Here is a 26,618-nt window from a genome sequence, read left to right as displayed (position 1 = left end):
TTTAGGAGTGAATGATGAAATTACCTATTTATTTAGATTATGCGGCAACTTGCCCGGTGGACGAACGCGTCGCGAAAAAAATGATGGAATACTTAACCATCGATGGCGTTTTCGGCAACCCGGCATCTCGTTCCCACAAATTCGGCTGGCAAGCCGAAGAAGCGGTTGATATTGCGCGTAATCAAATTGCCGATCTCATCGGTGCCGATTCCCGTGAAATTGTTTTCACTTCCGGCGCAACAGAATCAGACAATCTGGCGATCAAAGGTGCGGCACATTTTTATCAAACCAAAGGCAAGCACATTATCACTTGCAAAACTGAGCACAAAGCGGTGTTGGATACTTGCCGTCAACTAGAACGCGAAGGTTTTGAAGTTACTTATTTAGAACCGGAATCCGATGGTTTAGTGGATTTAGAAAAATTCAAAGCGGCACTTCGCCCTGATACTATCGTCGTCTCTATTATGCACGTGAACAATGAAATCGGTGTGATTCAAGACATTCAAGCGATTGGCGAATTATGCCGTGCAAACAAAACCATTTTCCACGTAGACGCCACCCAAAGTGTGGGCAAAGTGGAGATCAATCTTGCTGAATTACCGGTCGATTTAATGTCCATGTCCAGCCACAAATTATACGGACCAAAAGGCATCGGTGCATTGTACGTTCGCCGCAAACCACGTATTCGCTTAGAAGCGATTATTCACGGTGGTGGTCATGAGCGCGGTATGCGTTCCGGTACATTACCTGTCCACCAAATCGTTGGTATGGGTGAAGCTTATCGCATCGCAAAAGAAGAAATGGCAACAGAAATTCCACGCATTAAAGCCCTTCGCGATCGTTTATACAACGGTTTAAAAGATATCGAAGAAACCTACGTTAACGGCTCCATGGAACACCGTGTCGCCAACAACCTCAACATCAGTTTCAATTATGTAGAAGGTGAGTCTTTAATGATGGCATTACGCGACATTGCGGTATCCTCAGGATCCGCTTGTACGTCTGCGAGCCTTGAACCGTCTTATGTGTTACGTGCGTTAGGCCGCAATGATGAATTGGCACACAGCTCGATTCGTTTCACTTTAGGCCGTTTCACCACCGAAGAAGAAATCGACTACACCATCAGCTTAATGAAAGGTGCGGTGGAAAAATTACGCGCATTATCTCCGCTTTGGGACATGTTCAAAGAAGGCATCGACTTAAACACCATTGAGTGGTCAGCCCACTAATTTAACGGGCGGAGCAAACCGCCCAATAAAAACAATATTTTAGGAAGGAATAAAAAATGGCATATAGCGAAAAAGTGATCGATCATTACGAAAACCCGCGTAACGTGGGTTCTATGGACAAAAAAGACAGCGCGGTCGGCACCGGCATGGTGGGCGCACCGGCATGTGGCGACGTAATGCAATTACAAATCCGCGTAAATGATGACGGCATTATTGAAGACGCCAAATTCAAAACCTACGGCTGCGGCTCGGCAATCGCCTCCAGCTCCCTCATCACCGAGTGGGTAAAAGGCAAATCCTTGGAAGAAGCGGGCGCCATTAAAAACAGCCAAATCGCGGAAGAACTTGAATTACCGCCGGTAAAAGTGCACTGCTCCATTTTAGCAGAAGACGCCATCAAAGCCGCCATCGCCGACTACAAAGCGAAAAAAGGGTCTTAATCGGCAAAAAAGTGCGGTCGTTTTTTGGCGCGTTTTTAAAAACGGGTAAAAAAGTCACCGCACTTTGTACTTTATAACAACATAAAAATGACGACTGAAAAGAAAATTGCCCTTGCCGTGTTGTGTATCGGCATCTTATTTCCGCTAGCTTATGAACATTTTTACGGTTCATATCTCAGATACACGTTCGGCAAAGCCGATTTCATTAGCGGCGGCACACTTTTTTATTGGATCACCCTGTTTCTGCCGACCGTGCTTTATAGCCGCCTTCGCCCCGCCGCGTTTATCGGCGCCCAGTTGGCCACCATGAGCCTTTTTCTGCTGGTTGATTTAGGCATGAGCGGCGATCCGAAAAGCGATACGATATTTTGGACGCTTTATTTCGCGTGGAGTGTGTTTGCGGGATTGCTCTCCCTCTACCCTGCACGAAAAAAGCCTAAATTATTTACCCGCTCTTGGTTAAGCGCGTTAATTGCGTCCGCGGGATATACTTATTTAAGCGTTGTACTGGCGATATTAATTCTAAAATTAACCGCACTTTAACCGAGGAAACACATGACCACAGAAAAGAAATTGGCTATCGCGGCAATACTCGTCGGTGTTTTGGTGCCGGTGATATATACCGCCTATATTACACCGACGTTTTTTGACGAATTGACCCTGTTAAATTTAGCTTATTATTGGGGCTGTTTGTTTGCCGCGACGATTTTCTATACGCGGGTACGCGCAGCAGCAGTCACCGGTTCGGCGTTGGCAATTACTTCGCTGTTTGCGCTTTTCGCTTATTTATCAATCACCAGCGGCGATCCTAAAGGCGGGGCGGCGATGTGGGTAATTTATCTTATATGGAGTCTTGCCGCTGGTTTCGTGTCTATTTTTCCGGCGCTCTTTAAGCCGCAATTTATGCAAAAATCTTGGCTTCGTGCGGCAATTTGTAGCGTATTATTGACTTATTTATCTTTTATCGTTGGTCTCGTAGGATTCAAGTTATTTGATCAGTAAAAACGACTGTACGTTTATTTAGCAAAATCAGAGGAATGATTATGTCAGTCACATTAACCGAAAGCGCGGCAGATCGCGTGAGAACATTTTTAGCAAAACGTGGGAAAGGGATCGGGCTTCGTTTGGGCATTAAAACCTCCGGCTGTTCCGGATTGTCTTATATGCTTGAATTTGTGGACGCGTTAAATGCAGACGATCACGTGTTTGAACAATACGGCGTGAAAGTCATCGTGGACACCAAAAGTCTAGTTTATTTAGACGGCACCCAGCTGGATTTTGCCAAAGAAGGCTTAAACGAAGGGTTCAAATTCACCAATCCGAACGTCAAAGACGAATGCGGTTGCGGTGAGAGTTTTAACGTTTAATCGAGAAAGGTATGAACAATCCATTTGCTTTATTTGATTTACCCGTGTCTTTTCAACTGGATCAGGATTTATTGGCGACGCGTTATTTGGCCTTACAAAAATCCCTGCACCCGGATAATTTTTCCGCCGCGTCTGCGCAAGAACAGCGCTTGGCGATTCAAAAATCGGCGGAAATCAACGATGCCTTACGCACCTTAAAAGATCCGATTAGCCGCGCCGACAGCATTATTGCTATTCACACCGGCGAGGTGGAAAACGTAGAAGAAAAAAGCAGTAAAGACATCAGTTTTCTGATGCAGCAAATGGAATGGCGCGAAACCTTAGAAAATATCGAAAATAACAAAGACAGCGACGAACTGACGGCGTTCACTAAAGACATCGAACGCACCCGCCGCGCAATTTTAGACGAATTATCCACCGCACTTGATGCGCAACAATGGGACATCGCACGGGCAATCACAGACAAATTACGTTTTATCAAAAAACTTCAAGCAGAAATTGAGCGAGTTGAAGAGACTCTTTTAGATTTTTAATGTAAAGTATATCGAGAAACAACATGGCGTTACTTCAAATTGCAGAGCCGGGACAAAGTGCCGCACCCCATCAACAAAAACTTGCCGTGGGCATCGATCTCGGCACCACAAACTCCCTGATTGCCACCGTACGCAACGGCCACAGTGATGTTTTATTGGACGAACAAAATCGTCCGTTATTGCCCTCTGTTGTGCATTTTGGCAAAGATGACAACGTGATTGTCGGTTATGAAGCTGCCGAACTTGCCACGCAAGATCCGCAAAACACAGTGATTTCCGTCAAACGTTTAATCGGTCGCAGCCTTGCGGATATTCAACAACGTTATCCGAATCTGCCTTATCAATTTGTCGCCAGTGAAAACGGTTTACCTTTATTAACAACACGTCAAGGTGTACGTAGTCCGATTGAAATTTCCGCAGAAATCCTGAAAAAATTGACCGCACTTGGTGAGCAACGCTTAGGCGGAAACCTTGTCGGTGCAGTGATCACCGTACCTGCCTATTTTGATGATGCACAACGCCAAAGTACCAAAGACGCCGCAAAATTAGCTGGACTTAATGTTCTGCGTTTATTAAACGAACCGACTGCAGCCGCCATTGCATACGGCTTGGATAGCGGACAAGAAGGCGTGATTGCCGTGTATGATTTAGGCGGCGGCACCTTTGACATTTCCATTTTGCGCCTCTCCCGTGGTGTGTTCGAAGTGTTGGCAACCGGCGGCGACACGGCGCTAGGTGGTGATGATTTTGATTTGGTCTTAGCCGATTGGATTATCGAACAATCTGCAGTAAAACCGGAAAATGACAGCCAATATCGTGAACTGATCGAATTAGCCAATCGCCTCAAACAAGAACTTTCAAATTCAATGGAAGTTCAAATTCATTACGGTAACTGGCTTGGCAGTATCACCCGAGAACAATTTAACGAACTGATTCAACCGTTGGTTAAACGTTCTTTGCTTGCTTGTCGCCGCGCTTTAAAAGATGCCGGCGTAGAAGCGGAAGATGTGCGTGAAGTGGTGATGGTGGGTGGATCTACCCGAGTGCCTTATGTGCGCGAACAAGTAGGTGAATTTTTCCAAAAACAACCACTGACCTCTATCGATCCTGATAAAGTGGTCGCCCTTGGCGCGGCGATTCAAGCCGATATTCTCGCCGGCAACAAACCGGATTCCGAGCTATTGTTATTGGACGTTATTCCGCTTTCCCTTGGCATCGAAACTATGGGCGGTTTAGTGGAAAAAATCATTCCGCGCAACACCACCATTCCTGTCGCGCGTGCGCAAGAATTCACTACGTTCAAAGACGGACAAACCGCAATGTCGGTGCATATCGTACAAGGCGAACGGGAATTGGTTAACGATTGCCGCTCTCTTGCCCGCTTCACGCTACGCGGCATTCCGCCGATGGCCGCCGGCGCGGCGCACATTCGCGTGACCTATCAAGTGGACGCGGACGGTTTATTAAGCGTCATCGCCATGGAAAAAACCACCGGCGTGCAATCCTCCATTCAAGTGAAACCGTCTTACGGTTTAACCGACGATGAAATCGCCAATATGTTAAAAGCCTCCATGGAAAACGCCAAAGAAGACATTCAGGCGCGCTTATTGGCGGAACAGCGGGTAGAAGCAGAACGCGTGCTGGAAAGCGTGCGCTCGGCACTCGCGCAAGATTACGATTTATTAGATGACGACGAACTAAGTGCGGTCAAAAATGCGATTATTTCGTTGGAACAATTAAAGCAGCTGGACGATTCCCTTGCCATCAAGCAAGGAATCAAAGCGTTAGATTTCGCAACGCAGGAATTTGCCGCACGGCGTATGGACAAATCCATTCGCACGGCTTTGGCAGGGCACTCCGTTGAAGATATTGTAGGAAAGTAAGGATGTTAAAATGCCAAAAGTGATTTTTTTACCCAATGAAGAATTTTGCCCGGAAGGCATGGTAGTTGATGCCGCCGCCGGCGACAATTTGCTTGAAGTGGCCCACAACGCTGGCGTAGAAATTCACCACGCGTGCGATGGCTCTTGCGCTTGCACCACATGCCATGTGGTAGTGCGTGAAGGAGGCGATTCTTTAAATGAACCAAGCGATCAAGAAGAAGATATGTTAGATAAAGCCTGGGGCTTAGAAATGGAAAGCCGACTGTCTTGCCAATGTATTATTGGTGATGAAGACTTAGTCGTTGAAATTCCTAAATACAATATTAACCACGCAAATGAGGCGGCGCACTAATGAAATGGACGGACGCCCAACGCATTGCCGAAGCGTTGTATGACAACAATCCGGATCTGGATCCCAAAACCGTTCGTTTTACCGATTTGCACCGCTGGATTTGTGAGCTAGACGGTTTTGACGATGATCCGCAAAAATCAAACGAAACAATCTTAGAAGCGATTTTGCTGAAGTGGTTGGAAGAGTACGAGTAGAAATTCTCTCAGAAAAACAACCGCACTTTGAACGCAAACTTTAACCGTGGGGACAGGCTTATGCCTGTCCTATTCGTATCATCAGATTGTCGGACAGACATAAAGTCTGTCCCTACAATGTGGAATGATGCTTACTTCACCTGCATTCCCGCTTTCACGCCTGCATCAGCAGACAACAGGAATAAATCCGCGCCGCCGGTGCCCGCACTTAAAATCATGCCTTCAGACACACCGAATTTCATTTTGCGTGGTGCAAGGTTTGCCACCATAATCACAAAGCGACCTTCCAGCTCTTCCGGCTTATCGTAAGCCGCCTTAATACCGGAAAAAACTTGGCGTTTGTGATCGCCCAAATCCAGTTCAAAGCGCAATAATTTATTGGATTCCGGCACGGCTTCGCATTTCAATACTTTCGCCACTCGCATATCTAACTTAGCAAAATCATCAATCGTGATAGCCTCTGCAATTGGCTCGATAGATCCCACAGATTCATTTGTATTTTTGACCGCACTTTTCGCAACAGGCGTAGCGTTCGCTTGCGCGTTTTCCGCTTTAGACGCCTCAATCATCGTTTCAATTTGCTTACCATCTAAACGGGAGAACAAGGCTTTAAACGGTGCAATTTGATGACTTAATAAAGGCTGCGCTAAATTTGCCCAGGTTAATTCCGCTTGTAAAAAAGCCTCCGCACGTTCTGCCAGTTTTGGTAACACCGGTTTCAAATAGCCCATAAGCACGCGGAATAATTGAATCCCCATGGAACATACCGCTTGCAACTCCGCGTCTTTGCCCTCTTCTTTCGCAATTACCCAAGGGGCTTTATCGTCAATATATTTGTTGGCTTTATCGGTTAATGCCATGATTTCACGAATGGCTTTGCCGAATTCGCGATTTTCGTAATACGTGGCGATTTGCTCAGATTGTGCAATAAATTCACTAAATAAAGCCTGATCATCTAATGCTGCCGCCAACTTGCCGTCAAAACGTTTTTGGATAAAACCAGCGTTACGGGAAGCCAAATTCACCAGTTTATTCACCAAATCCGTATTCACGCGCTGAACGAAATCTTCTAAGTTCAAATCCAAATCATCAATGCGATTACTTAATTTCGCCGCGTAGTAATAACGCAAACATTCCGGATCCAAGTGTTTCAAATAGGTTGCCGCTTGAATGAATGTACCGCGGGATTTTGACATTTTCTCGCCATTCACCGTCACATAGCCGTGCACAAAAATATTGCTCGGTTTACGGAAACCTGCACCTTCTAACATAGCAGGCCAGAACAAGCTGTGGAAATACATGATGTCTTTGCCGATGAAATGATAAAGCTCTGCATCACTGTCTTTACACCAGAAACTGTCGAAATCAATACTGGTTTCACGTTTACACAGATTTTTGAAAGACGCCATGTAACCGATAGGCGCATCCAGCCAAACGTAGAAATATTTGCCTTCTGCATTCGGAATTTGGAAACCAAAATATGGCGCGTCGCGGGAAATATCCCATTGTTGAAGACCTGCTTCAAACCATTCCTGCATTTTATTCACCACTTCTGATTGCAAAGATCCGGAACCCAACCAGTTTTTCAACATGGCTTCAAAACTTGGCAAATCAAAGAAGAAATGCTCGGAATCTTTCATGACCGGCGTTGCGCCTGACACCACAGAACGCGGGTTAATGAGTTCCGTCGGGCTATAAGTAGCCGCGCACACTTCGCAGTTGTCGCCATATTGATCCGGCGATTTACATTTCGGGCAAGTGCCTTTCACAAAACGATCAGGTAAGAACATCCCTTTTTCCGGATCATAGAGTTGGGAAATAGTGCGACTTTTAATAAAACCGTTTTCTTTTAAACGGTTGTAAATAAATTCTGAAAACTCGCGATTTTCTTCGCTATGGGTGGAATGGTAGTTATCAAAGCTGATGTTAAAACCGGCAAAATCCGCCATATGTTTGTGGCGTACATCGTCAATGAGTTGCTCCGGCGTAATGCCCATTTGGTCCGCTTTTAGCATAATCGGCGTACCATGTGCGTCATCGGCGCACACAAAATGGATTTCGTTTCCGCGCATCCGTTGAAAACGTACCCAAATATCCGCTTGAATATGCTCCAACATGTGGCCTAAATGAATCGGACCGTTGGCATACGGCAAGGCACAAGTAACTAAAATTTTACGCTTGGAATTCGACATAATATTGACCTTTAAAATACTTAAAAAACGGAAAAAAATTGGCGCTTATGTTACCTTATTGAGGGTATTTTTTCTAGTTTAATCATGATTTAGGCATTTTTAACTTAACAGATAAAGGCGGTCATGATTAAATATAACCAACGAATTTACTACACTAAAAAAGGAAGCATTATGGCGACGTTATTTTCTGAAAATTTAACGGAACAACAAAAGGAACAGATTGTTCAGTTATTCAAAAACTTTCAACATGCTACTCTGCAAAAAGATCTCATTTCTCTTAATACATTGAAAAAAGTCGAAAAAGGCGGAAATACTCTACGCGTGGAATTATCCATGCCTTTTGCCTGGAACACCGCGTTTGCCGAATTAAAAGACGCGTTAACCGCACCATTAAAAGACGCAGCAGAAGTGGAAAATGTCAAATGGCAGCTTAGCTATCAAATTGCTACTCTTAAACGCGCCAACAACCATCCTGCGGTGAAAGGCGTTAAAAATATTATTGCGGTGAGCTCCGGTAAAGGCGGTGTGGGTAAATCTACCGTTTCTGTGAACCTTGCCATTGCATTACACCAACAAGGCGCCCGCGTAGGGATTTTAGATGCGGATATTTACGGCCCTTCCATTCCGCACATGCTTGGTGCACCACATCAACGCCCGACATCACCGGATAACCAACATATCACCCCGATAGAAGCGCACGGTTTGTATGCTAACTCCATCGGTTTCTTAATGGACGAAGACAACGCCACCATTTGGCGCGGTCCGATGGCAAGTAGCGCATTAAGCCAACTATTACAAGAAACCCTATGGCCTGACTTAGATTATCTTGTGATCGACATGCCTCCGGGCACCGGTGACATTCAACTTACCCTGTCCCAACAAATTCCGGTGACAGGTGCTGTGGTTGTCACAACACCACAAGACATCGCCCTATTGGATGCAGTAAAAGGGATTTCCATGTTTGAGCGTGTTTCCGTGCCTGTATTAGGTATTGTGGAAAACATGTCCATGCACATTTGCAGCAACTGCGGTCACCAAGAAGCGATTTTCGGTGCCGGTGGTGCAGAACGCATTGCGGATAAATACAATATCAAAGTATTGGGACAACAACCGTTACACATCCGCCTTCGTCAAGATTTGGATCGCGGCGAACCAACCGTAATTGCCGCGCCAGACAGCGAAATTGCGCAAGGTTTCTTGAAATTAGCGGAAAAAGTTGCGACCGAACTTTACTGGCAAGGTTCTGTGATTCCGAGCGAAATTATGTTCCGCGAAGTGAAGTAACGGCGTTACTTAAATTATCTTGTATAAAATAGAAGTGCGGTGGATTTCCAAGATGTTTTAAAACATCCGAAAAATCCACCGCACTTTTTTCTTATCGTAATAAAAAAGCCACTTTGTTTTGACAAAATGGCTTTTTGTTTAAATCGCAATCTTAATAATCGCAAATCTCATCATCAACGAAGAAATAAGCAATCTCCCGTGCCGCACTTTCCGGGCTATCGGAACCATGCACCGAGTTTTCCCGTTGACTTAATGCAAAATCACGACGAATCGTGCCTTCTGCCGCCGTTTCAGGATTCGTTGTACCGATTAAAGTGCGGTAGTCTTGCACCGCGTTTTCTTTTTCTAACACACTCACGAATACCGGTGCAGAAATCATGTATTCCACCAAAGGCGCAAAAAAAGGTTTGCCTTGGTGTTCTGCATAAAAACCTTCCGCTTGCTCTTGGGTGAAGTGTACCATCTTAGCGGCAATCACTTTGAAGCCTTGTTGCTCAAAGCGTGCCAAAATCGCGCCGATTAAATGACGCTTTACGGCATCCGGTTTAATAATAGATAAGGTTCGTTGTAAGCTCATTTCACATCCTCTTACTGTTGTTTTGCTTTAGCTAATAATAAATTGGCAAGGGTTTGCACACCGATACCGGTCGCGCCGGTCGCCCATAAATCGCTTGGGGCTTTGCGATACGTGGCAGAACAATCAATGTGTAACCAATGCTGTTGATAATTTTTCACGAAATAAGATAAAAACGCGGTTGCCGTGCTAGCACCTGCACCCACAGGAACCGTGCCGGTATTGGCAATGTCAGCGAACGCCGTTTTAATTTGCCCACGATGCAACTCGGCAAACGGCAAACGCCAAAATGGCTCTTGTTCTTGCTCGGCAGCACGGAATAAATCAGAGACCAACTGATCATCCATGGATAGCACACTGTGATAATCATTGCCTACCGCCACTTTTGCCGCACCGGTTAACGTAGCGCAATCCACGATAAATTGAGGTTGTTGGGCATCTGCATCAATTAAACCATCTGCCAATACCAAGCGGCCTTCGGCATCGGTATTCAGAATTTCTACGCTGACACCGTTACGATATTGGATAATGTCGCCCAATTTGAAGGCGCGGCTACTCACCAAGTTTTCTGCACAGCAAAGGAATAATTTCACCCGTTGATTTAAACCACGCAAAATCGCCAAGCCTAACGCCCCTGTCAATAACGCGGCGCCCCCCATATCAGTGCGCATGGTGCTCATGCCATCGCTCGGTTTAATACTGTAACCGCCACTGTCAAACGTAATACCTTTACCCACCAAACAGGCCAACACCGGCGCGTCCGGATTGCCGGTCGGGTTGAAATCCAACTGCAACATGGCCGGCAGATTTTGCGAGCCTTTCCCCACCTGCCACAAACCGTGGTAACCACGTTCTAGCAATGCTTCTCGAGAAACGATGGAAAAACTGACCGCACTTTGTTTAGCGGCTTGTTCTACCATTTGCCCGATAAACTTCGCAGCGCGTTGGGCAAGCTCTTCCGGCGTTAAAATGGCTGCCGGCAGATTAATGATTTCACGCACGAAATCGCCACATTGAATACGGTGATTCAGTTCTTGTTGTTGCTCCGCAGATAATGCCGGAAACTGTAATTTAAACTGTTTTTTCGCATTGTAAAAACCTTGATAAAACGCCCAACAATTTTCCAACCGCCACCCTTCTCCGCTTAGTGCAACATCAGAAATGCCTTGATTTTGTAACTTGCGTGCCGCTTTTTGTATGGAAGTGCGATCGGAAAAATCAGTTAAATGAAGGGTCGCTTTATCTTCATTAAAACTGATGAGTGCCTTTTCACCCCAAACCGCCGAAGCCGGTTGGTTTGAAAGTAAAACCTGCATAGACATACTTTCTCCTTTAAATATTGAGAATAACGGCTTGTAATATATCAGTTTTATTGGGTTTTCTCATCATGAATCCAATAAAAAAGCGCTTCCTACGGGCATCTGCGTTAAAAAACTTTCTTGCCACCAACAAAAACGGTATAATCCGCACCGACTTTTTGTATGAGATTCCGCCAAAAGTAGGCGGCGGAAAAAATGATTAATTATTTTAGAGGATCAAATGGCAAAAGAAGATTCCATTGAAATGCAAGGCACCATCTTAGAAACCTTGCCAAACACTATGTTTCGCGTTGAATTGGAAAACGGCCACGTGGTAATTGCACACATTTCCGGCAAAATGCGTAAAAACTACATTCGTATTTTAACCGGCGACAAAGTGACCGTAGAAATGACACCATACGATTTAAGCAAAGGCCGCATCGTATTCCGTAGCCGTTAATTTCGCTTTATGACATAAACAAAAACACCGGATAATCTCCGGTGTTTTTGTTTTTCGAATCAAGCTTTTCTTACCCGTTTCAAGAGCAGGCGCTGAAGCAACATACCTAACAAATGCAACAGGAAAAAGACCGCACTTAAGACATATAACGGCATATCGCCAAAGACGCTGTAAGGGGTTTTACCTTGTGTCGGCGCAATACGATGCGTCAACACCGTTTCCACAAATTGCGGGGCTTGCGCCACAATGTTGCCTTGGGCATCAATAAATGCCGTCACGCCTGTATTCGTTGCGCGAATCACCGGTTTACCAAGTTCCAACGCACGCATTTGTGCCATTTGTAAATGTTGCCACGGGCCGATGGAATTACCAAACCAAGCATCATTAGACACCGTGAGAATAAAATCACTGTTTGCCGTGAGATTTTTCTGTAATTGCGCACCGAGAATAATTTCATAACAAATCGCTGCAGTGAAATTCAGATTCTTTGCCAGCAAGGTTTGCTGCACTGGGGCGCCGCTTTGGAAAGCCGACATGGGTAAATTAAACACAGAACCGAGCGGGCGCAAAATACTTTCTAACGGAACATATTCACCAAACGGTACCAAATGATGTTTGTTATAACGGTTTGCCGTTTGCATCTGATAAGGTGCCGTCTGATTCCCCACCACCACAATAGAGTTAAATAATTTGCCAAGGGTTTCATCTTGATAAATCGTGCCGACCATCACTTCCGTATTGGTTTTTTCCGCCAAAGATTGCAACATTTGGAAAAATGGCTGAATACTGTTTTCATAGGTTGGAAATGCGGCTTCCGGCAAAATAATCAAATCCGTTTTTCCCAAATTATCGCCAATTAATCGCCCATAATTTTCCATGGTTTGATACAGATAATTCGGATCCCATTTCAAATTTTGTTCGATATTGCCTTGCACTAAAGAAACATTCAGCGCCTTTTCAGGGTTTTCTTTTACATAATTAATCTTTGATGTGTAACTTGCCGTCCCACCAATAGCCACTAAAATAAGACTATTTGCCAAAACAACATTCCATTTTTTCGGTGAATTCCATAACGCAGAAACGATGTTAAAAGCGACCGCACTTAAGAACATAGCCAAGAAGGTTAAACCGGTAACGCCAAAAATCGGCGCAATCCCAGCAAACAGGCTATCAATTTGCGTATAACCGAATTGCAACCAAGGAAAGCCGGTGAAAACCCAACCGCGCAAAAATTCAGTTAACGTCCATAATACGGGATACATCACTGCTCGTTGCACCTGTAAGCGGCGCACCAAATACGCAAATAAGAGCGGATACAACGACAAATATGCGGCTAACAGCACCACCAAGAAATAACTCACTGCTAAAGGAGCCTCTCCAAATTGATGAATACTGACATGTAGCCAGTTCACCCCAAAAGTAAAGAAGCTCAAGCCCCATAAAAAAGCAGATAAAAGTGCGGTGGATTTTTGTGGTGTTTTGATAACCCAAATCAAACCGAACAAAGACGCATAGGACAAGGCCCAGTAATGAAAAGGCGCAAAAGCAAATACACCGATGGCACCTGAAATAAGCGCAATAAGGTAAGTGAGATATTTCTTCATCATAAAATAGTGAAGCAGGCAAAATGCCTGCTTTTTATCCTTTCAATATGTTGGTATGCCATTTCGCTCTTTGTAAAGAACGGGCTGATTGGCTACTTACAAACGGAGAAAACTACTCCGCTAGGTTCTCGACATTCTCCATTTCCGGCAAATATTCGTCCGGCACGGTAACGCGAAGTTGAATAATGCGACGACTGTCTGCAGAGGTCACTTTAAAGTGCAGATTTTCCAGTGTAATTTCTTCACCACGTTTTGGTAAATAGCCGAATGCCTGCATAATCAAACCACCAACAGTGTCCACCTCTTCGTCATTAAATTGGGTGTTAAATTGTTGATTAAAATCTTCAATATCCGTTAAGGCACGCACCGCGTAAGCATGGCGGGAAAGTTGGCGAATATCCGCCACATCCTCTTCATCAAATTCGTCTTCAATGTCTCCGACGATTTGCTCCAACACATCTTCAATGGTTACCAAACCTGACACCGCACCAAATTCATCTACCACAATCGCCATGTGGAAGCGCTCGGAACGGAAATCTTTTAGCATTCTGTCCACTCGTTTGCTTTCCGGCACAATCATGGTCGGACGAATCATATGTAACAGATTAAATTCTTCCGCATTCGCACGCAGGTATTTCAGCAAATCCTTCGCATGCAAAATCCCTACGATATTGTCGCGATCATCCGCATCGGCAATTACCGGGAAACGGGAGTGGGCAGATTCAATGATGGTGTCCAAACAAGAATCTAAATCCTGATCGGTTTCAATGAAAACGATTTGAGAACGCGGAATCATAATATCGCGTACACGCAATTCAGCGATTTCCATCACGCCCTCAATCATTTCACGGGTATTTTGGTCGATGAGATCGTTTTGTTCAGAATCTCGGATCACTTCTACTAACTCATCGCGATTTTTTAGTTCGCCTTGAAAGAAACGTCCGAAAAGAGATTGGAAAAAAGATTTTTTAGTAACTTCAGATTGGTTGGTCGAGTGTTCTTCGTTCATAAAAATTAAAAAAGTTGCCGTCGGATTGACAGGGGAGAAAGTACCATATTTGTCACGAAAGCGCAAAAGGAAGAACGGAAGTGCGGTCTGTTTTTCTCTTAAATTTTGTGGCATATCACAAAACAGGCAGTCATCAGCATAGGATCGTTAATCACTTAAGTAACGGCTATGAGATACAAACTGCAGAAAGAAAAAATGCGGCAAATGTTAGCCGCACTTTTAGTTTAATCATTACCTTTAAAACGATACTCCGTCCATTGGTAATACGCTTCACCGGCTTTCACAATGCCACCGTAATTTTGCCATTCGGGGTGATTTGGCGTGTCTGGCAAACATTGGGTTTCCAACGCAACGCCACTGTAATCCGCGTATTGTTTGCCATGTCGAGTAGGTGTGCCGCCGAGGAAATTGCCGGTGTAAACCTGTAATGCGGCTTGTGAAGTCAACACTTCCAAATGCAAATCGTCATTTGGTGAACTCAGTAAAACACAAGGTTTTTGCCAGGCTTTGTTGACGACAAAAGAATGATCGTAGCCTTTGGTGGCAAGCTGTTCGCCTTGCAGAAAATCCTGTTGAATCGGCTTGGCAACGCGAAAATCAAAACTGGTGCCGACAACGTGTTTTAACGGTGAATTTGGAATGCCTTCGCTATCTACCGGCAAATAGAAATCCGCATTCAGGCGCAAGCGGTGATGGCGAACATCCGTACCCAGCTCAGCGTTTTCTAAATTGAAATAAGCGTGGTTAGTTAAATTCAATGCCGTATCCTGATCGCTTTTCCCTGCATACTCAATTTTGACTGAATTTTCTTCCATTAACGTATAAGTCACCGTCACATCCACATTACCAGGGAAACCTTGATCACCGTCGGTAGAATGCAAAGAAAAACACACGAAATTTTCACCGCACTTTTCTAATGCCCAACGGCGTTTATCAAAACCGTTTACACCACCGTGAAGTTGATGCGTTCCTTGGTTGGCGGTTAAGGCCACAATTTTATCATTAAGCGTAAATTGGGCATTGGCAATACGGTTAGCATAGCGTCCGACACTCGCGCCTAAATAGGCTTGCTGAACGGGATACTCTTCCAACTTGCAACCCAGCAACACTTCTCGCAATTCTCCGTTGACCGGCACGCGACAAGACGTCCAAGTTGCGCCCCAATCGGTAAATTGCACACGCATTCCTTGCGTATTTTGCAACGTGAAAAGCTGAAACGGCAAACCGTCCGGCGCAGTGCCTTGGGCGTGTTGTTCTAGCATACACGCACCCCTTGTGAAGCCGTGCAAACATAAAAGTCTTCTTTCAAGCCTGTTTGTTTTTCATAATTGTCTGCCACGATTTTGCGTACGGCTTCTACTTTATCGTGTGGCGCAAGAGCAACAATACAACCGCCGAAGCCCCCTCCGGTCATGCGTGCACCACCCTGTTTACCGATGACCAACTGTGCCAATTCCACTAAATAGTCAATCTGTGGCACGGTGATTTCAAAATCATCGCGCATAGAATCATGCGACTGCCCCATTAATTCGCCAAGACGGGTTAAGTCATTATGTTTCAAGGCGTCTACCGCATCTAATACGCGTTGATTTTCTGTCACCACATGGCGGGCGCGTTTTGCCACCAGCGGATCAAGTGCGGTCAATTCTGCTTCTTTTTCTTTAAACTGTGCCACGGACACATCACGCAAGGCTTTCACGCCGAAAAATTCTGCCGCACGTTCACATTGCTGACGACGAGTGTTGTATTCGCCAGTAACCAAATCATGCGGCACATTAGAGTTCACAATAATCACCGCCACATCCTGCGGCACGGGCGTTGGTTGGGTTTCAAGACTACGGCAGTCAATCATCAATAAATGATCTTGTTGTCCAAGCGCAGAAATTAGCTGATCCATATTGCCACAGTTGGCACCAACAAATTTGTTTTCTGCTTTTTGCCCGATAAGCGCAATGTCTGTATGGCTTAAAGGCAAATCGCCTAGCTGCTGACAAAATTTTCCTGTTGCCACTTCCAACGCAGCTGAAGAACTTAAACCGGAAGAATGAGGCACATTGCCAGAAATCACCAAATCCGCCCCTTGTTTGAAATCTGGGCAACGTTCTTGAATGAACTTCACCACACCACGCACATAATTTGCCCATTTTTGTTCACTTTGAGGGATTTCTTTATCTAGTGAAAACTCATCAGACAGATCCAAATCGGCGGCATACACATTCCAAACATGATCGTTGCGTTTCGCGCCGGCAATCGCCGTGCCATAGTTAATGGCGCATGGCATCACAAAGCCGTCGTTGTAATCAGTATGTTCACCGATAATATTGACTCGACCCGGCGCATACACGGTCAATTCAGGTTGTTGATTATATTTTTGCTTGAAAATGTGTTGGGATTTTTGGATTGGGGTCATGTTATTTCCTTTCTCTTTATCATATCTCTCAAACCACTCCCCTCTTTTATAAAGAGGGGCAGGGGGAGATTTAATTGTGATATTTAAATTTCGTATGAGGTTGGTATAGCTTCTGCCACAAACGCTTGCGTTTGAACGTTGCTTTAGCAACGGCACGAAGTGCGAGCGAAGCGAGTAAATCTCCCCTAACCCCTCTTTGCTAAAGAGGGGAATTGGGCGCATTATTTCAGTTTATAGTGAATTTCACTCAACGCACGCAGTCTTTCTGCTGCTTGTTCTGCGGTTAAATCACGTTGGCTTTCGCCGAGCATTTCATAGCCCACCATAAACTTACGCACGGTAGCGGAACGTAAAAGTGGTGGATAGAAATGAGCATGTAGTTGCCAATGGTCGTTTTCTTCGCCGTTAAACGGTGCAGCGTGGAACCCCATGGAATACGGGAAAGAAGTTTCAAATAAGTTGTCGTATTTAGTGGTGAGTTTTTTCAATATCACCGCCAAATCTTTCGCTTGAGCATCACTTAATTCCGTCAAACGTTTAACGTGCATTTTTGGTAATAATAGCGTTTCAAACGGCCAAACCGCCCAATACGGCACCACAGCAACCCAATGCTCTGTCTCCACAACGATACGTTCTTTGCGGGCCAGTTCTTGTTGGACATAATCCACCAACAGCACAGAACCATATTTTTCATAATATTGACGTTGTGCTTTATCTTCTCTCGCCACTTCATTCGGCAGGAAACTGTTTGCCCAGATTTGTCCGTGTGGATGCGGGTTAGAACAGCCCATCGCTGCGCCTTTGTTTTCAAAGATTTGTACCCATTGGTATTTTTGTCCGAGCTCACGGAGCTGTTCCTGCCAGACTTTAATGACTTCTTCGATCTCAAGTGCGGTCAATAATGGCAACGTTTTACTGTGATCCGGCGAAAAACAAATCACGCGACTTTCACCACGAGCTTGTGAACTTTGGAATAACGGATTGTCGTTATTTTGCGGTGCCGGTGTGTCTTCTAACAGTGCGGAGAAGTCATTTTTAAACACATAAGGTTTGTGATAATCGGGATTGGGCTCACCGGTAATGCGTTTATTACGCGGGCAAAGATAGCAATTCGGATCGTGACTTGGCTTTTGTTCTTCATTGACTTTCTCTTGTTGTCCTTGCCATGGACGTTTAGCGCGATGAGGAGAAACTAAAACCCATTGGTCGGTTAACGGGTTATATCTGCGGTGCGGATGATCGGTAGGTTCAAAAACAGTTGTCATAATGTACCTCTGTTCGGTTGTATTTAATTTATGAAAACGATTACAAAATATGGCATAAAATAGCATATTTAACAAATTAAACTGTTATCAAGATCACAAAAATGAATTTCTATTTACTTAAGCTATAAAGCGATGAGAAAAACTGTGACATACACGACACTTTTAAAAGTAAGCGTTTCCAAAAAGTCTTTTTTCCGATTATGATTCCTTGGGCTTTAGTCATACATAATGAAGGGATATCTATGGTTACTATTCGAGATGTTGCTAAACAGGCTGGCGTTTCTGTCGCGACAGTATCTAGGGTATTAAATAATCACCCTTGTGCGAAAGAACACACCCGTGCCGCTGTATTGAACGCTATTGAACAATTAGGCTACCGTCCAAATGCCAATGCGCAGGCTTTGGCTTCGCAAAGTTCCGATACATTAGGCGTTGTAGTGACCGATGTAACGGACGCTTTTTTTGCAATTCTAGTGAAAGCGGTTGATCACGTCGCCATGGAGCATGGCAAAAATATTTTGATCGGCATGGGATACCATCAGGCAGAAAAAGAAAAAGAAGCCATTGATACCCTACTGCGTAAACGTTGTAATTGTTTGGTCGTGCATTCCAAAGCGTTAGATGATCAAACTTTAGCGGATTATTTAGAAAGTGTGCCGGGAATGGTAATTATCAACCGTTGTATTAAAGGTTATGAATCCCGCTGTGTCGGATTGGATAACCAAAAAGGCACTTATATTGCTACCAATACGCTGATTAACGCAGGGCATCGCCATATTGGTTATATCGGCTCAAACCATAGAATTAACGATGAAGCTGAGCGTAAACAAGGTTATTTGAATGCGCTTACAGAACATGGTATCCCCATTGTCGAAAACGCCATCGTACATAGCACACCGGATTTCGAAGGTGGTGAAGAAGCCATGATTAACCTATTGAGTTATAACGATAATTTAACAGCCGTTGTTGCCTACAATGATTCTATGGCGGCAGGTGCGTTATCCGTACTCAATGAAAACAATATCAAAGTGCCGAAACAGTTCTCTATTATTGGTTTTGACGATATGCCAATTGCCCGTTATTTGGTGCCTAAACTCACAACAATTCGCTATCCTATTGATCTTATGGCAAATTATGCCGCAAAACTAGCTCTAAGTTTGGTTGATAAAACCCTTTCCCTACCTATTAATCCGCAATTTAATCCGACACTAGTCAGACGTTTTTCGGTGGAAAATGCCTACCCAAAGGAGGAAAAACGTTAAAATTGCATTATTTTTGAGCGAGAGATGTAATCGTTTTCATAAATGTGAATATGATCACATTCTTTCCCTAAAAAACAAGGTATCCTTACCACCAATTACCCGAGTAGCGATTGCAGTGTAAAAAGGTAAGATTTTGATAATAATGCTTTAATGAATTATCACTAAAATAAACCCCTCTTTATTCTTTATATGAACAATTAATGGAGAACATGCATTATGAAAAAAACAGTATTAAGTGCAGTTGCTTTAGCAGTAGCTTTCGGTGCCGGCATCAGTGCAGCACAAGCAGAAACCCGTATCGGTGTGACAATCTATAAATATGACGACAACTTTATGTCTTTGATGCGTAAAGAAATCCAAAAAGATGCAGATCAATTAAAAGACGTGAAATTATTAATGAATGACTCTCAAAACGCACAGTCTATTCAAAACGACCAAGTTGATGTATTACTTTCAAAAGGCGTCAAAGCGTTAGCGATCAACTTAGTTGACCCATCTGCGGCACCAACCATCATCGGTAAAGCAAAACCGGACAATATTCCTGTTGTGTTCTTCAATAAAGACCCGGGTGCAAAAGCAATCGCTTCTTATGATAACGCTTACTTTGTAGGTACAGATCCGAAAGAATCAGGCATTATCCAAGGCGACTTAATTGCAAAACAATGGAAAGCCATGCCGGCATTAGACTTAAACAAAGACGGTAAAATCCAATTTGTTTTATTAAAAGGTGAACCGGGCCACCCAGATGCTGAAGCACGTACCAAATATGTTATTGAGCAATTAAATGCACAAGGTATCCAAACTGAACAACTCTTCATTGATACCGGTATGTGGGATGCAGCCTTAGCGAAAGATAAAGTCGATGCATGGTTATCCAGCTCTAAAGCAAATGACATCGAAGTGATCATTTCTAACAATGACGGTATGGCATTAGGTGCATTAGAAGCAACCAAAGCACACGGTAAAAAATTACCAATCTTCGGTGTTGACGCCCTACCTGAAGCATTACAACTGATCAAGAAAGGTGAACTTGCAGGTACCGTGTTAAATGACGGTGTAAACCAAGGTAAAGCGGTTGTTGAGTTATCTAATAACTTAGCAAACGGCAAACCGGCAACTGAAGGTACCAAATGGGAACTTAAAGATCGTGTTGTACGTGTTCCTTATGTTGGTGTAGATAAAGATAACTTATCTGAATTCTTAAAATAAATTTGTTTTATTAATGTAAGGGGAAGCGTAGGACAACACTTATGTCCCTTCCCCTTTATTTATGAGGTTGGATATGACAGAGCAAATTCAAAGTCAAAGCGGAAGCCAAAATGGCGAAGTCCTGCTTACCATGACTAATGTCAGCAAGTCCTTTCCGGGCGTAAAAGCCTTAGATCACGCAAACTTAAGCGTCCGTTCGCATTCTGTACACGCATTGATGGGGGAAAACGGTGCGGGTAAATCCACGTTGTTAAAATGCTTGTTCGGCATTTACTCTAAAGACGAAGGTGAAATCTTGTTTTTAGGCAAACCCGTGAATTTTAAAACCTCAAAAGAAGCCTTAGAAAACGGCATTTCCATGGTGCACCAAGAACTTAACCTTGTGCGTCAAACCAGCGTAATGGATAACCTGTGGCTAGGTCGTTACCCACTTAAAGGGCCTTTTGTCGATCACGCGAAAATGTACCGTGATACCAAAGCTATTTTTGATGAATTGGACATTGATGTTGATCCAAAAGAAAAAGTAGCCAAACTTTCCGTTTCACAAATGCAGATGATCGAAATTGCGAAAGCGTTTTCTTATAACGCAAAAATTGTGATTATGGATGAACCGACATCCTCACTTTCTGAAAAAGAAGTGGAACATCTGTTTAAAATCATTCAAAAATTAAAAGATCGCGGTTGCGGTATTATTTATATTTCTCACAAAATGGACGAAATCTTCAAAATTTGTGATGAAATCACTATTCTACGCGATGGCAAATGGATCAATACCGTACCGGTAAAAACCTCCACCATGGAAGAAATCGTCTCCATGATGGTAGGCCGTGAACTCACCCAACGTTTCCCGGAAAAAACTAACGTACCAAAAGAAATCACCTTAGAAGTAGAAAATCTGACGGCATTAAACCAACCTTCTATTCAAGATGTATCTTTCAATTTGCGTAAAGGGGAAATTTTAGGGATTGCAGGTCTCGTCGGCGCGAAACGTACAGATATCGTTGAAGCCATTTTCGGCGTGCGCGAACTGAAAAGCGGCACCATTAAACTCAATGGAAAAACAGTAAAAAATCATACCGCACTTGAGGCAATTAACCACGGTTTTGCTTTGGTAACCGAAGAACGTCGTTCAACGGGGATTTACTCTAACTTAAGCATTGAATTCAACTCTCTGATTTCCAACATGAAATCCTATTTAACCCCTTGGAAATTGCTCAGCAATAAGAAAATGAGCAGTGACACACAATGGGTTATTGATTCAATGAATGTCAAAACGCCATCGCACAAAACAACGATTGGCTCACTTTCCGGCGGTAACCAACAAAAAGTCATCATCGGTCGCTGGTTATTAACCCAACCGGAGATTCTGATGTTGGACGAACCGACCCGCGGGATCGATATCGGTGCAAAATTTGAAATTTACCAATTAATTCAGGAACTGGCGAAAAAGGATAAAGGTATCATCATGATTTCTTCCGAAATGCCTGAACTCCTTGGGGTAACCGACCGTATTCTCGTGATGAGTAATGGCAAAGTTGCTGGTATCGTTGAAACGGCAAAAACCTCTCAAGAAGAAATTTTGCAACTTGCCGCAAAATATTTATAAATAACAAAGGAACAAATTATGAGTGCCTTAGAAAAAAATAAATCATTCGATTTCCTAAAACAAAATGCGATTTATTTTGTGTTGTTGATTTTACTTGGCATCATCATCGCACAAGATCCGACATTTCTTAACTTGGTTAACTTCAGTAACATTCTGACGCAATCCTCCGTGCGTTTAATCATCGCTCTTGGGGTTGCCGGCTTATTGGTCACACAAGGTACCGACTTGTCTGCCGGTCGTCAGGTTGGTCTCGCTGCGGTAATCTCCGCGACCATGTTGCAATCCATGGAAAACATGAACCGTGTTTTCCCTGATCTCGGTGAAATTCCAATTCCGGTAGTTATCCTTGCTGTTTGTGCTGTGGGTGCAGTCATCGGTTTAGTCAATGGCTTGGTTATCGCTTACTTAAACGTAACGCCGTTTATCGCCACCATGGGTACTATGATTATCGTCTACGGTTTCAACTCCCTTTATTACGATGCTGTAGGCGGCTCTCCTATCGCCGGTTTCAGCGAAAACTTCTCTGTTTTTGCTCAAGGTTTCATCCGTCTAGGTTCATTTAAGCTCTCCTATATCACTATTTATGCCGCTATTTGTGCTTTCTGTGTATGGGTGATGTGGAATAAAACACGCTTTGGTAAAAATATCTTTGCTATCGGCGGTAACCCTGAAGCGGCAAAAGTTTCCGGTGTAAACGTTGCTCGTAACCTTGTTGTCATCTACATGATTGCCGGTATGTTCTACGCGTTCGGTGGTATGTTGGAAGCCGGTCGTATCGGTTCTGCAACCAATAACCTCGGTTTCATGTATGAATTGGATGCTATCGCAGCCTGCGTGGTAGGCGGTGTGTCTTTCGCCGGTGGTGTGGGTACGGTTATTGGTGTTATTACCGGGGTAATCATCTTCACCGTAATTAACTATGGTTTGACTTATATCGGTGTAAACCCTTACTGGCAATACATCATCAAAGGTAGCATCATCATCCTCGCGGTAGCTATCGACTCCTTGAAATACGCGAAGAAAAAATAATCTTCCGATTCATGAAACATTGAAAAACGCCATAAAAAACGACCGCACTTACCAAAGTGCGGTCGTTATTTTTTGTATTTTAACTACATATCACTGAGCCAGTGACGTAATTTATTAACATCTAACTGCCATTCTTGCACCAAAATATCCACCCAATGCGCAATATTCTCATGCCAATTTTCCGCGTCACCGTTCTGTGCCAACGCAGCAATTTGTTGCAAGCGTTTTAACCCCACCGATGCTAAAGCGCCTTTTATTTTATGCGCGGTTGAAAGCAACTCAGCTTGCTGTTTCGGCGCCTTCTCATACGCTTGATAAGCCTGTTGCAATTCAATCACATAACCACTCATTGCCTGTTCAAATAAAGTGAGATTATCTTGCACAAACTTCACACCCAGCATTTCAATTAATTCACCCAGCATTTTCGTGTCAAAATCTGTAGATTCCTGCAATGGTTTCTTTTCCATTACATCAAAATGTCTAATCTCTTCACCAAAATAATCCAACAAACATTGATTTAATTCATCGAGAGATAACGGCTTATGAATGACATCGTCCATGCCTTGTTCCAAATAAGCTTCTTTCTTTTGCACCACATTCGCTGTCAACGCAATCAATGGCGGAAGAAAATCATAAATGCCATTTTCATAATTTTCACGCAGATGATGGGCAATATCAAAACCTGACATATCCGGTAACTGAATATCCAAGAAGACGAGGTCGTAATAATTCTCCTCAAATTTTTGAATCGCTTCTGCCCCAGTCATAGCCACATCAATTTGGTAACCGAGTTTTTGCAGCATAGATTTTGCGACAACGATATTCACTTCAATGTCTTCCACCAACAAAATGCGCAATTTTAACGGCACTTTATTACCACTTTCTACCGGTTGTTGGGCCTCTTTTGCTTTAAAGGTCAGTAAGAAAGTTGAACCTTTTCCTAATTCACTACTTACCGTCAAATCGCCGTCCATTAGCTGTGCAATGGTTTTGGAAATTGATAAGCCAATCCCACTGCCCAAAGATTTGTAGTGATGAGAATCCACTTGATAATACAATTCAAAGACTTTTTCTAAATCCGCTTCTGCAATACCGATGCCGGTATCCGTCACACGAATGGCAAATTCATCTTCTGCAGTTTGCTCAATAGATAAGGTCACACTTCCCTGCGGAGTAAATTTCACCGCATTCGTAATCAAATTCCATAAAATCTGGCTTAATCGCACCCCATCCAACATCAACCAATTCGGTAATGTCGGCGGGCAAATTAAGCGAAATTCTAAGTGTTTTTCTCCTGCAATGAGCACCGCAAAATTACTGATATCATTCAGCAACGCATACAAATCCGTTTCTTTACGGTCTAACTCAATACGACGCGCATCAATTTTTTCTAAATCGATAATATCGCTGAAGATATGAGAAAGGGAAATTGCACTGCTGTTGATGGTTCGTAAATAACTACTCTGGCGTGCTGTCGGCTGCTCTTCCAATAAAATACGACTTAACCCGATAATGCCGTTTAACGGCGTACGTAATTCATGGCTAATTGTGGTCATTAATGTGGTTTTATCTCGGCTGATCTTTTCCACTTTATCCAATGCCGCCGATAAGCGTTTTTCCGCTAAAAGTCGCTCTTGCACTTCATTTTGTAGTTTCACCACCGAACGAGACAATGCTTGGCGAGAACGTTCTAATTTTTCCACCAATAAGGTAAAGAAATAAATCACAAAAGGCGCAGAAATCATCCCGAATACAATAGAACGTAAAAGATCTTGCCAATAGATTGTGCCAACAAAAATGAGGCTTAATACCATTTGTGTACATAACGCCAAGATGGCCAGAATTAACACACCTAAAATAGAAAAACGGATTTTCCCCAGGCGGACGACCCAATCCACATAGCGACGAGCAAAACTACCGAACTGTTTAATATTCTTCATAGGATTCCATGGAAAGAGAGAAATAATAAATATTGTACCTTAACTGTACAAAGGATGTTGAGCCGTTTTAGAGACAAAAAAAGTGCGGTCGAAAAACACATTGAATTTCGACCGCACTTTTAAGAGAAATTAACCCGAAGGATTAACCGTTGTAACGTTTAAAGACTAAAGTCGCGTTAGTACCGCCAAAACCGAAGCTATTGGACATCACAGTTTGTAAACCGGCGTTTTCTTTCGTTTCTGTTACGATGTTGCAACCTACAGCTTGTTCATCTAAGGTTTCGATGTTAATGCTTGGTGCGATGAAATCGTTATCTAACATTAACAAGGTATAAATGGCTTCATGCGCACCGGCAGCCCCTAAAGAGTGACCTGTCATAGATTTGGTGGAAGAAATCGCCGGGATTTTATCGCCGAATACGTTTTTAATCGCGCCCAATTCTTTCACATCACCAACTGGCGTTGATGTACCGTGCACGTTGATGTAATCGATTGGTGTGTCAATGTTTGCCATGGCTTGTTTCATGCAACGTTCTGCACCTTCACCGCTTGGCGCCACCATGTCATAACCGTCAGAGGTTGCACCATAGCCCACGATTTCTGCGTAAATTTTCGCACCGCGTGCCAATGCGTGTTCCAATTCTTCTACAACCACCACTGCACCGCCACCGGCAATGACAAAACCATCACGGTTTGCATCATACGCACGGGATGCTTTGGTTGGGGTTTCATTGTACTTGGTGGACACTGCACCCATCGCGTCAAATTCAGTCGCACATTCCCAAGACAACTCTTCTGCGCCACCGGCGAAAACGATATCTTGTTTACCTAATTGAATAAGTTCTAATGCGTTACCAATACAGTGTGCTGAAGTGGCACAAGCAGAACTGATACTGTAACTTACGCCTTTAATTTTGTACGGAGTTGCCAAACACGCAGATACGCTGGAGGCCATGGTTTTGGTTACCGCATAAGGGCCAACTGCTTTCACGCCACGTGGACCACGCACAGCATCACAAGCCACTAACTGGTTGTGAGCAGAACCTGTGCCGGCGCCAATCACCAAACCGGTACGTTCGTTAGACACTTGTTCTTCAGTTAAACCGGCATCTTCAATCGCTTCTTTCATAGAAAGGTAAGCATAGGCTGCCGCATCGCCCATGAAACGATACACTTTACGATCGATTAACTCGCTCGGATTTAATTTAATGGTACCGGCAACATGGCTACGCATTTTCATGTCAATAAATTCAGGTACGATTTCAATACCGGATTTACCGGCTTTTAATGAAGCCAAGACTTCTTCTTTGTTGTTACCAATACTGGAAATAATACCAAATCCGGTGATTACTGCTCTTTTCATTCGTTCTTCCTTATGAGTTGGGAAAATCATTTCGACTTACATTTGTTAGCTGAGCGCAATTTACTATGAAACCAAAATATTGCAAGCATTAATTATAACGTTCGACCAGTTAGGC

At 43.8% G+C, this 26,618-nt stretch carries 25 protein-coding genes; 15 read left to right on the top strand and 10 right to left on the bottom strand.

What is annotated here, in order from left to right; genetic code table 11:
• The first annotated feature begins 14 nt into the window (after window positions 1-14).
• The 9 genes from HMPREF9064_RS06680 (at window position 15) to iscX (ending at window position 5,998) form a co-directional block, all read left to right on the top strand.
• Entirely contained in the window at window positions 15-1,229 is a 1,215-nt protein-coding gene (locus HMPREF9064_RS06680; protein ID WP_032997793.1) for an IscS subfamily cysteine desulfurase, read from the top strand.
• Between the two features lie 56 nt (window positions 1,230-1,285).
• Window positions 1,286-1,669: a Fe-S cluster assembly scaffold IscU gene (gene iscU / locus HMPREF9064_RS06685; protein WP_006717462.1), complete on the top strand. Its 384-nt coding sequence runs from the start codon at window positions 1,286-1,288 to the stop codon at window positions 1,667-1,669.
• Between the two features lie 87 nt (window positions 1,670-1,756).
• On the top strand, window positions 1,757-2,212 hold the full coding sequence (locus HMPREF9064_RS06690; RefSeq protein ID WP_006717461.1) for a hypothetical protein: 456 nt from the start codon (window positions 1,757-1,759) through the stop codon (window positions 2,210-2,212).
• A 12-nt stretch (window positions 2,213-2,224) separates the two neighbouring features.
• Window positions 2,225-2,671, top strand: a complete 447-nt coding sequence (locus HMPREF9064_RS06695) for a hypothetical protein (protein WP_006717458.1) — start codon at window positions 2,225-2,227, stop codon at window positions 2,669-2,671.
• A gap of 41 nt (window positions 2,672-2,712) precedes the next feature.
• Window positions 2,713-3,036, top strand: a complete 324-nt coding sequence (iscA, locus tag HMPREF9064_RS06700) for an iron-sulfur cluster assembly protein IscA (RefSeq protein WP_032997792.1) — start codon at window positions 2,713-2,715, stop codon at window positions 3,034-3,036.
• 11 nt (window positions 3,037-3,047) lie between these two features.
• On the top strand, window positions 3,048-3,569 hold the full coding sequence (hscB, locus tag HMPREF9064_RS06705; RefSeq protein WP_006717455.1) for a Fe-S protein assembly co-chaperone HscB: 522 nt from the start codon (window positions 3,048-3,050) through the stop codon (window positions 3,567-3,569).
• 23 nt (window positions 3,570-3,592) lie between these two features.
• The gene (gene hscA, locus HMPREF9064_RS06710) at window positions 3,593-5,452 is read left to right on the top strand and encodes a Fe-S protein assembly chaperone HscA (protein ID WP_006717453.1); all 1,860 of its coding nucleotides are present in this window, start codon (window positions 3,593-3,595) and stop codon (window positions 5,450-5,452) included.
• A gap of 10 nt (window positions 5,453-5,462) precedes the next feature.
• Window positions 5,463-5,804 (top strand): ISC system 2Fe-2S type ferredoxin, encoded by a 342-nt coding sequence (gene fdx, locus HMPREF9064_RS06715; RefSeq protein WP_006717450.1) that lies wholly within the window; start codon window positions 5,463-5,465, stop codon window positions 5,802-5,804.
• Complete coding sequence (iscX, locus tag HMPREF9064_RS06720) at window positions 5,804-5,998, top strand: Fe-S cluster assembly protein IscX (RefSeq protein ID WP_006717448.1); 195 nt, start codon at window positions 5,804-5,806, stop codon at window positions 5,996-5,998. The genes fdx and iscX overlap by 1 nt, the downstream gene beginning before the upstream one ends.
• Before the next feature lie 131 nt (window positions 5,999-6,129).
• On the opposite strand, the gene metG is transcribed toward iscX, so the two are convergent.
• A complete protein-coding gene (gene metG / locus HMPREF9064_RS06725; protein WP_006717446.1) occupies window positions 6,130-8,190 on the bottom strand; it encodes a methionine--tRNA ligase in 2,061 nt (686 codons plus the stop codon).
• Between the two features lie 171 nt (window positions 8,191-8,361).
• Here metG and apbC point away from each other — a divergent pair, with 171 nt between their 5' ends.
• Window positions 8,362-9,474 carry an iron-sulfur cluster carrier protein ApbC gene (gene apbC, locus HMPREF9064_RS06730; protein WP_032997790.1) on the top strand — a complete coding sequence of 371 codons (1,113 nt, stop codon included), beginning with the start codon at window positions 8,362-8,364 and terminating at the stop codon, window positions 9,472-9,474.
• A gap of 151 nt (window positions 9,475-9,625) precedes the next feature.
• On the opposite strand, the gene ndk is transcribed toward apbC, so the two are convergent.
• Window positions 9,626-10,051: a nucleoside-diphosphate kinase gene (gene ndk / locus HMPREF9064_RS06735; RefSeq protein WP_006717440.1), complete on the bottom strand. Its 426-nt coding sequence runs from the start codon at window positions 10,049-10,051 to the stop codon at window positions 9,626-9,628.
• 11 nt (window positions 10,052-10,062) lie between these two features.
• Window positions 10,063-11,370 carry an aminopeptidase PepB gene (gene pepB, locus HMPREF9064_RS06740; RefSeq protein ID WP_006717439.1) on the bottom strand — a complete coding sequence of 436 codons (1,308 nt, stop codon included), beginning with the start codon at window positions 11,368-11,370 and terminating at the stop codon, window positions 10,063-10,065.
• Window positions 11,371-11,587: 217 nt separating this feature from the next.
• Between pepB and infA the strand changes: the two genes are divergently transcribed.
• On the top strand, window positions 11,588-11,806 hold the full coding sequence (gene infA / locus HMPREF9064_RS06745) for a translation initiation factor IF-1 (RefSeq protein WP_006717435.1): 219 nt from the start codon (window positions 11,588-11,590) through the stop codon (window positions 11,804-11,806).
• A 59-nt stretch (window positions 11,807-11,865) separates the two neighbouring features.
• Here the strand turns inward: infA and lnt are convergent, their stop codons facing one another.
• From lnt to galT, 5 genes are all read right to left on the bottom strand, one after another.
• Complete coding sequence (gene lnt / locus HMPREF9064_RS06750) at window positions 11,866-13,410, bottom strand: apolipoprotein N-acyltransferase (protein ID WP_032998093.1); 1,545 nt, start codon at window positions 13,408-13,410, stop codon at window positions 11,866-11,868.
• Window positions 13,411-13,522: 112 nt separating this feature from the next.
• A complete protein-coding gene (gene corC, locus HMPREF9064_RS06755) occupies window positions 13,523-14,419 on the bottom strand; it encodes a CNNM family magnesium/cobalt transport protein CorC (RefSeq protein ID WP_032998092.1) in 897 nt (298 codons plus the stop codon).
• Window positions 14,420-14,643: 224 nt separating this feature from the next.
• Window positions 14,644-15,681, bottom strand: coding sequence for a galactose-1-epimerase (gene galM / locus HMPREF9064_RS06760; protein WP_006717430.1), 1,038 nt, complete (start codon window positions 15,679-15,681; stop codon window positions 14,644-14,646).
• Window positions 15,675-16,829: a galactokinase gene (galK, locus tag HMPREF9064_RS06765; protein ID WP_032997789.1), complete on the bottom strand. Its 1,155-nt coding sequence runs from the start codon at window positions 16,827-16,829 to the stop codon at window positions 15,675-15,677. Before galK ends, galM begins: the two co-directional genes overlap by 7 nt.
• Before the next feature lie 221 nt (window positions 16,830-17,050).
• The gene (gene galT, locus HMPREF9064_RS06770; RefSeq protein WP_032997788.1) at window positions 17,051-18,094 is read right to left on the bottom strand and encodes a galactose-1-phosphate uridylyltransferase; all 1,044 of its coding nucleotides are present in this window, start codon (window positions 18,092-18,094) and stop codon (window positions 17,051-17,053) included.
• 242 nt (window positions 18,095-18,336) lie between these two features.
• Between galT and HMPREF9064_RS06775 the strand changes: the two genes are divergently transcribed.
• The 4 genes from HMPREF9064_RS06775 (at window position 18,337) to mglC (ending at window position 23,200) form a co-directional block, all read left to right on the top strand.
• A complete protein-coding gene (locus HMPREF9064_RS06775; protein ID WP_032997787.1) occupies window positions 18,337-19,356 on the top strand; it encodes a substrate-binding domain-containing protein in 1,020 nt (339 codons plus the stop codon).
• A 216-nt stretch (window positions 19,357-19,572) separates the two neighbouring features.
• Window positions 19,573-20,565 carry a galactose/glucose ABC transporter substrate-binding protein MglB gene (gene mglB, locus HMPREF9064_RS06780; RefSeq protein ID WP_006717423.1) on the top strand — a complete coding sequence of 331 codons (993 nt, stop codon included), beginning with the start codon at window positions 19,573-19,575 and terminating at the stop codon, window positions 20,563-20,565.
• Between the two features lie 73 nt (window positions 20,566-20,638).
• Window positions 20,639-22,171: a galactose/methyl galactoside ABC transporter ATP-binding protein MglA gene (mglA, locus tag HMPREF9064_RS06785; protein ID WP_050540570.1), complete on the top strand. Its 1,533-nt coding sequence runs from the start codon at window positions 20,639-20,641 to the stop codon at window positions 22,169-22,171.
• Between the two features lie 18 nt (window positions 22,172-22,189).
• The gene (gene mglC, locus HMPREF9064_RS06790; RefSeq protein ID WP_006717420.1) at window positions 22,190-23,200 is read left to right on the top strand and encodes a galactose/methyl galactoside ABC transporter permease MglC; all 1,011 of its coding nucleotides are present in this window, start codon (window positions 22,190-22,192) and stop codon (window positions 23,198-23,200) included.
• An 83-nt stretch (window positions 23,201-23,283) separates the two neighbouring features.
• Here mglC and HMPREF9064_RS06795 read toward each other — a convergent pair whose 3' ends face one another.
• Window positions 23,284-25,140: an ATP-binding protein gene (locus HMPREF9064_RS06795; RefSeq protein ID WP_006717417.1), complete on the bottom strand. Its 1,857-nt coding sequence runs from the start codon at window positions 25,138-25,140 to the stop codon at window positions 23,284-23,286.
• A 142-nt stretch (window positions 25,141-25,282) separates the two neighbouring features.
• Window positions 25,283-26,503, bottom strand: coding sequence for a beta-ketoacyl-ACP synthase I (gene fabB / locus HMPREF9064_RS06800; protein WP_032997786.1), 1,221 nt, complete (start codon window positions 26,501-26,503; stop codon window positions 25,283-25,285).
• Between the last annotated feature and the right edge of the window lie 115 nt (window positions 26,504-26,618).

This window comes from Aggregatibacter segnis ATCC 33393 (assembly GCF_000185305.1).
Taxonomy (GTDB): domain Bacteria; phylum Pseudomonadota; class Gammaproteobacteria; order Enterobacterales; family Pasteurellaceae; genus Aggregatibacter; species Aggregatibacter segnis.
The sequence above is the reverse complement of the archived record's forward strand: the minus strand, read 5'-3'. Positions and strand labels throughout refer to the sequence as shown.

What these genes read in the sequence shown, in the direction of transcription:
- pepB (WP_006717439.1), bottom strand. Translation starts at nt 11,370, where the DNA reads ATGTCTATGCAGGTTTTACTTTCAAACCAACCGGCTTCGGCGGTTTGG.
- mglC (WP_006717420.1), top strand. Translation starts at nt 22,190, where the DNA reads ATGAGTGCCTTAGAAAAAAATAAATCATTCGATTTCCTAAAACAAAAT.
- galK (WP_032997789.1), bottom strand. Translation starts at nt 16,829, where the DNA reads ATGACCCCAATCCAAAAATCCCAACACATTTTCAAGCAAAAATATAAT.
- galT (WP_032997788.1), bottom strand. Translation starts at nt 18,094, where the DNA reads ATGACAACTGTTTTTGAACCTACCGATCATCCGCACCGCAGATATAAC.
- iscA (WP_032997792.1), top strand. Translation starts at nt 2,713, where the DNA reads ATGTCAGTCACATTAACCGAAAGCGCGGCAGATCGCGTGAGAACATTT.
- mglA (WP_050540570.1), top strand. Translation starts at nt 20,639, where the DNA reads ATGACAGAGCAAATTCAAAGTCAAAGCGGAAGCCAAAATGGCGAAGTC.
- HMPREF9064_RS06690 (WP_006717461.1), top strand. Translation starts at nt 1,757, where the DNA reads ATGACGACTGAAAAGAAAATTGCCCTTGCCGTGTTGTGTATCGGCATC.
- iscU (WP_006717462.1), top strand. Translation starts at nt 1,286, where the DNA reads ATGGCATATAGCGAAAAAGTGATCGATCATTACGAAAACCCGCGTAAC.
- fabB (WP_032997786.1), bottom strand. Translation starts at nt 26,503, where the DNA reads ATGAAAAGAGCAGTAATCACCGGATTTGGTATTATTTCCAGTATTGGT.
- HMPREF9064_RS06695 (WP_006717458.1), top strand. Translation starts at nt 2,225, where the DNA reads ATGACCACAGAAAAGAAATTGGCTATCGCGGCAATACTCGTCGGTGTT.
- fdx (WP_006717450.1), top strand. Translation starts at nt 5,463, where the DNA reads ATGCCAAAAGTGATTTTTTTACCCAATGAAGAATTTTGCCCGGAAGGC.
- apbC (WP_032997790.1), top strand. Translation starts at nt 8,362, where the DNA reads ATGGCGACGTTATTTTCTGAAAATTTAACGGAACAACAAAAGGAACAG.
- metG (WP_006717446.1), bottom strand. Translation starts at nt 8,190, where the DNA reads ATGTCGAATTCCAAGCGTAAAATTTTAGTTACTTGTGCCTTGCCGTAT.
- hscA (WP_006717453.1), top strand. Translation starts at nt 3,593, where the DNA reads ATGGCGTTACTTCAAATTGCAGAGCCGGGACAAAGTGCCGCACCCCAT.
- hscB (WP_006717455.1), top strand. Translation starts at nt 3,048, where the DNA reads ATGAACAATCCATTTGCTTTATTTGATTTACCCGTGTCTTTTCAACTG.
- HMPREF9064_RS06680 (WP_032997793.1), top strand. Translation starts at nt 15, where the DNA reads ATGAAATTACCTATTTATTTAGATTATGCGGCAACTTGCCCGGTGGAC.
- infA (WP_006717435.1), top strand. Translation starts at nt 11,588, where the DNA reads ATGGCAAAAGAAGATTCCATTGAAATGCAAGGCACCATCTTAGAAACC.
- galM (WP_006717430.1), bottom strand. Translation starts at nt 15,681, where the DNA reads ATGCTAGAACAACACGCCCAAGGCACTGCGCCGGACGGTTTGCCGTTT.
- lnt (WP_032998093.1), bottom strand. Translation starts at nt 13,410, where the DNA reads ATGAAGAAATATCTCACTTACCTTATTGCGCTTATTTCAGGTGCCATC.
- ndk (WP_006717440.1), bottom strand. Translation starts at nt 10,051, where the DNA reads ATGAGCTTACAACGAACCTTATCTATTATTAAACCGGATGCCGTAAAG.
- iscX (WP_006717448.1), top strand. Translation starts at nt 5,804, where the DNA reads ATGAAATGGACGGACGCCCAACGCATTGCCGAAGCGTTGTATGACAAC.
- HMPREF9064_RS06775 (WP_032997787.1), top strand. Translation starts at nt 18,337, where the DNA reads ATGGTTACTATTCGAGATGTTGCTAAACAGGCTGGCGTTTCTGTCGCG.
- corC (WP_032998092.1), bottom strand. Translation starts at nt 14,419, where the DNA reads ATGAACGAAGAACACTCGACCAACCAATCTGAAGTTACTAAAAAATCT.
- HMPREF9064_RS06795 (WP_006717417.1), bottom strand. Translation starts at nt 25,140, where the DNA reads ATGAAGAATATTAAACAGTTCGGTAGTTTTGCTCGTCGCTATGTGGAT.
- mglB (WP_006717423.1), top strand. Translation starts at nt 19,573, where the DNA reads ATGAAAAAAACAGTATTAAGTGCAGTTGCTTTAGCAGTAGCTTTCGGT.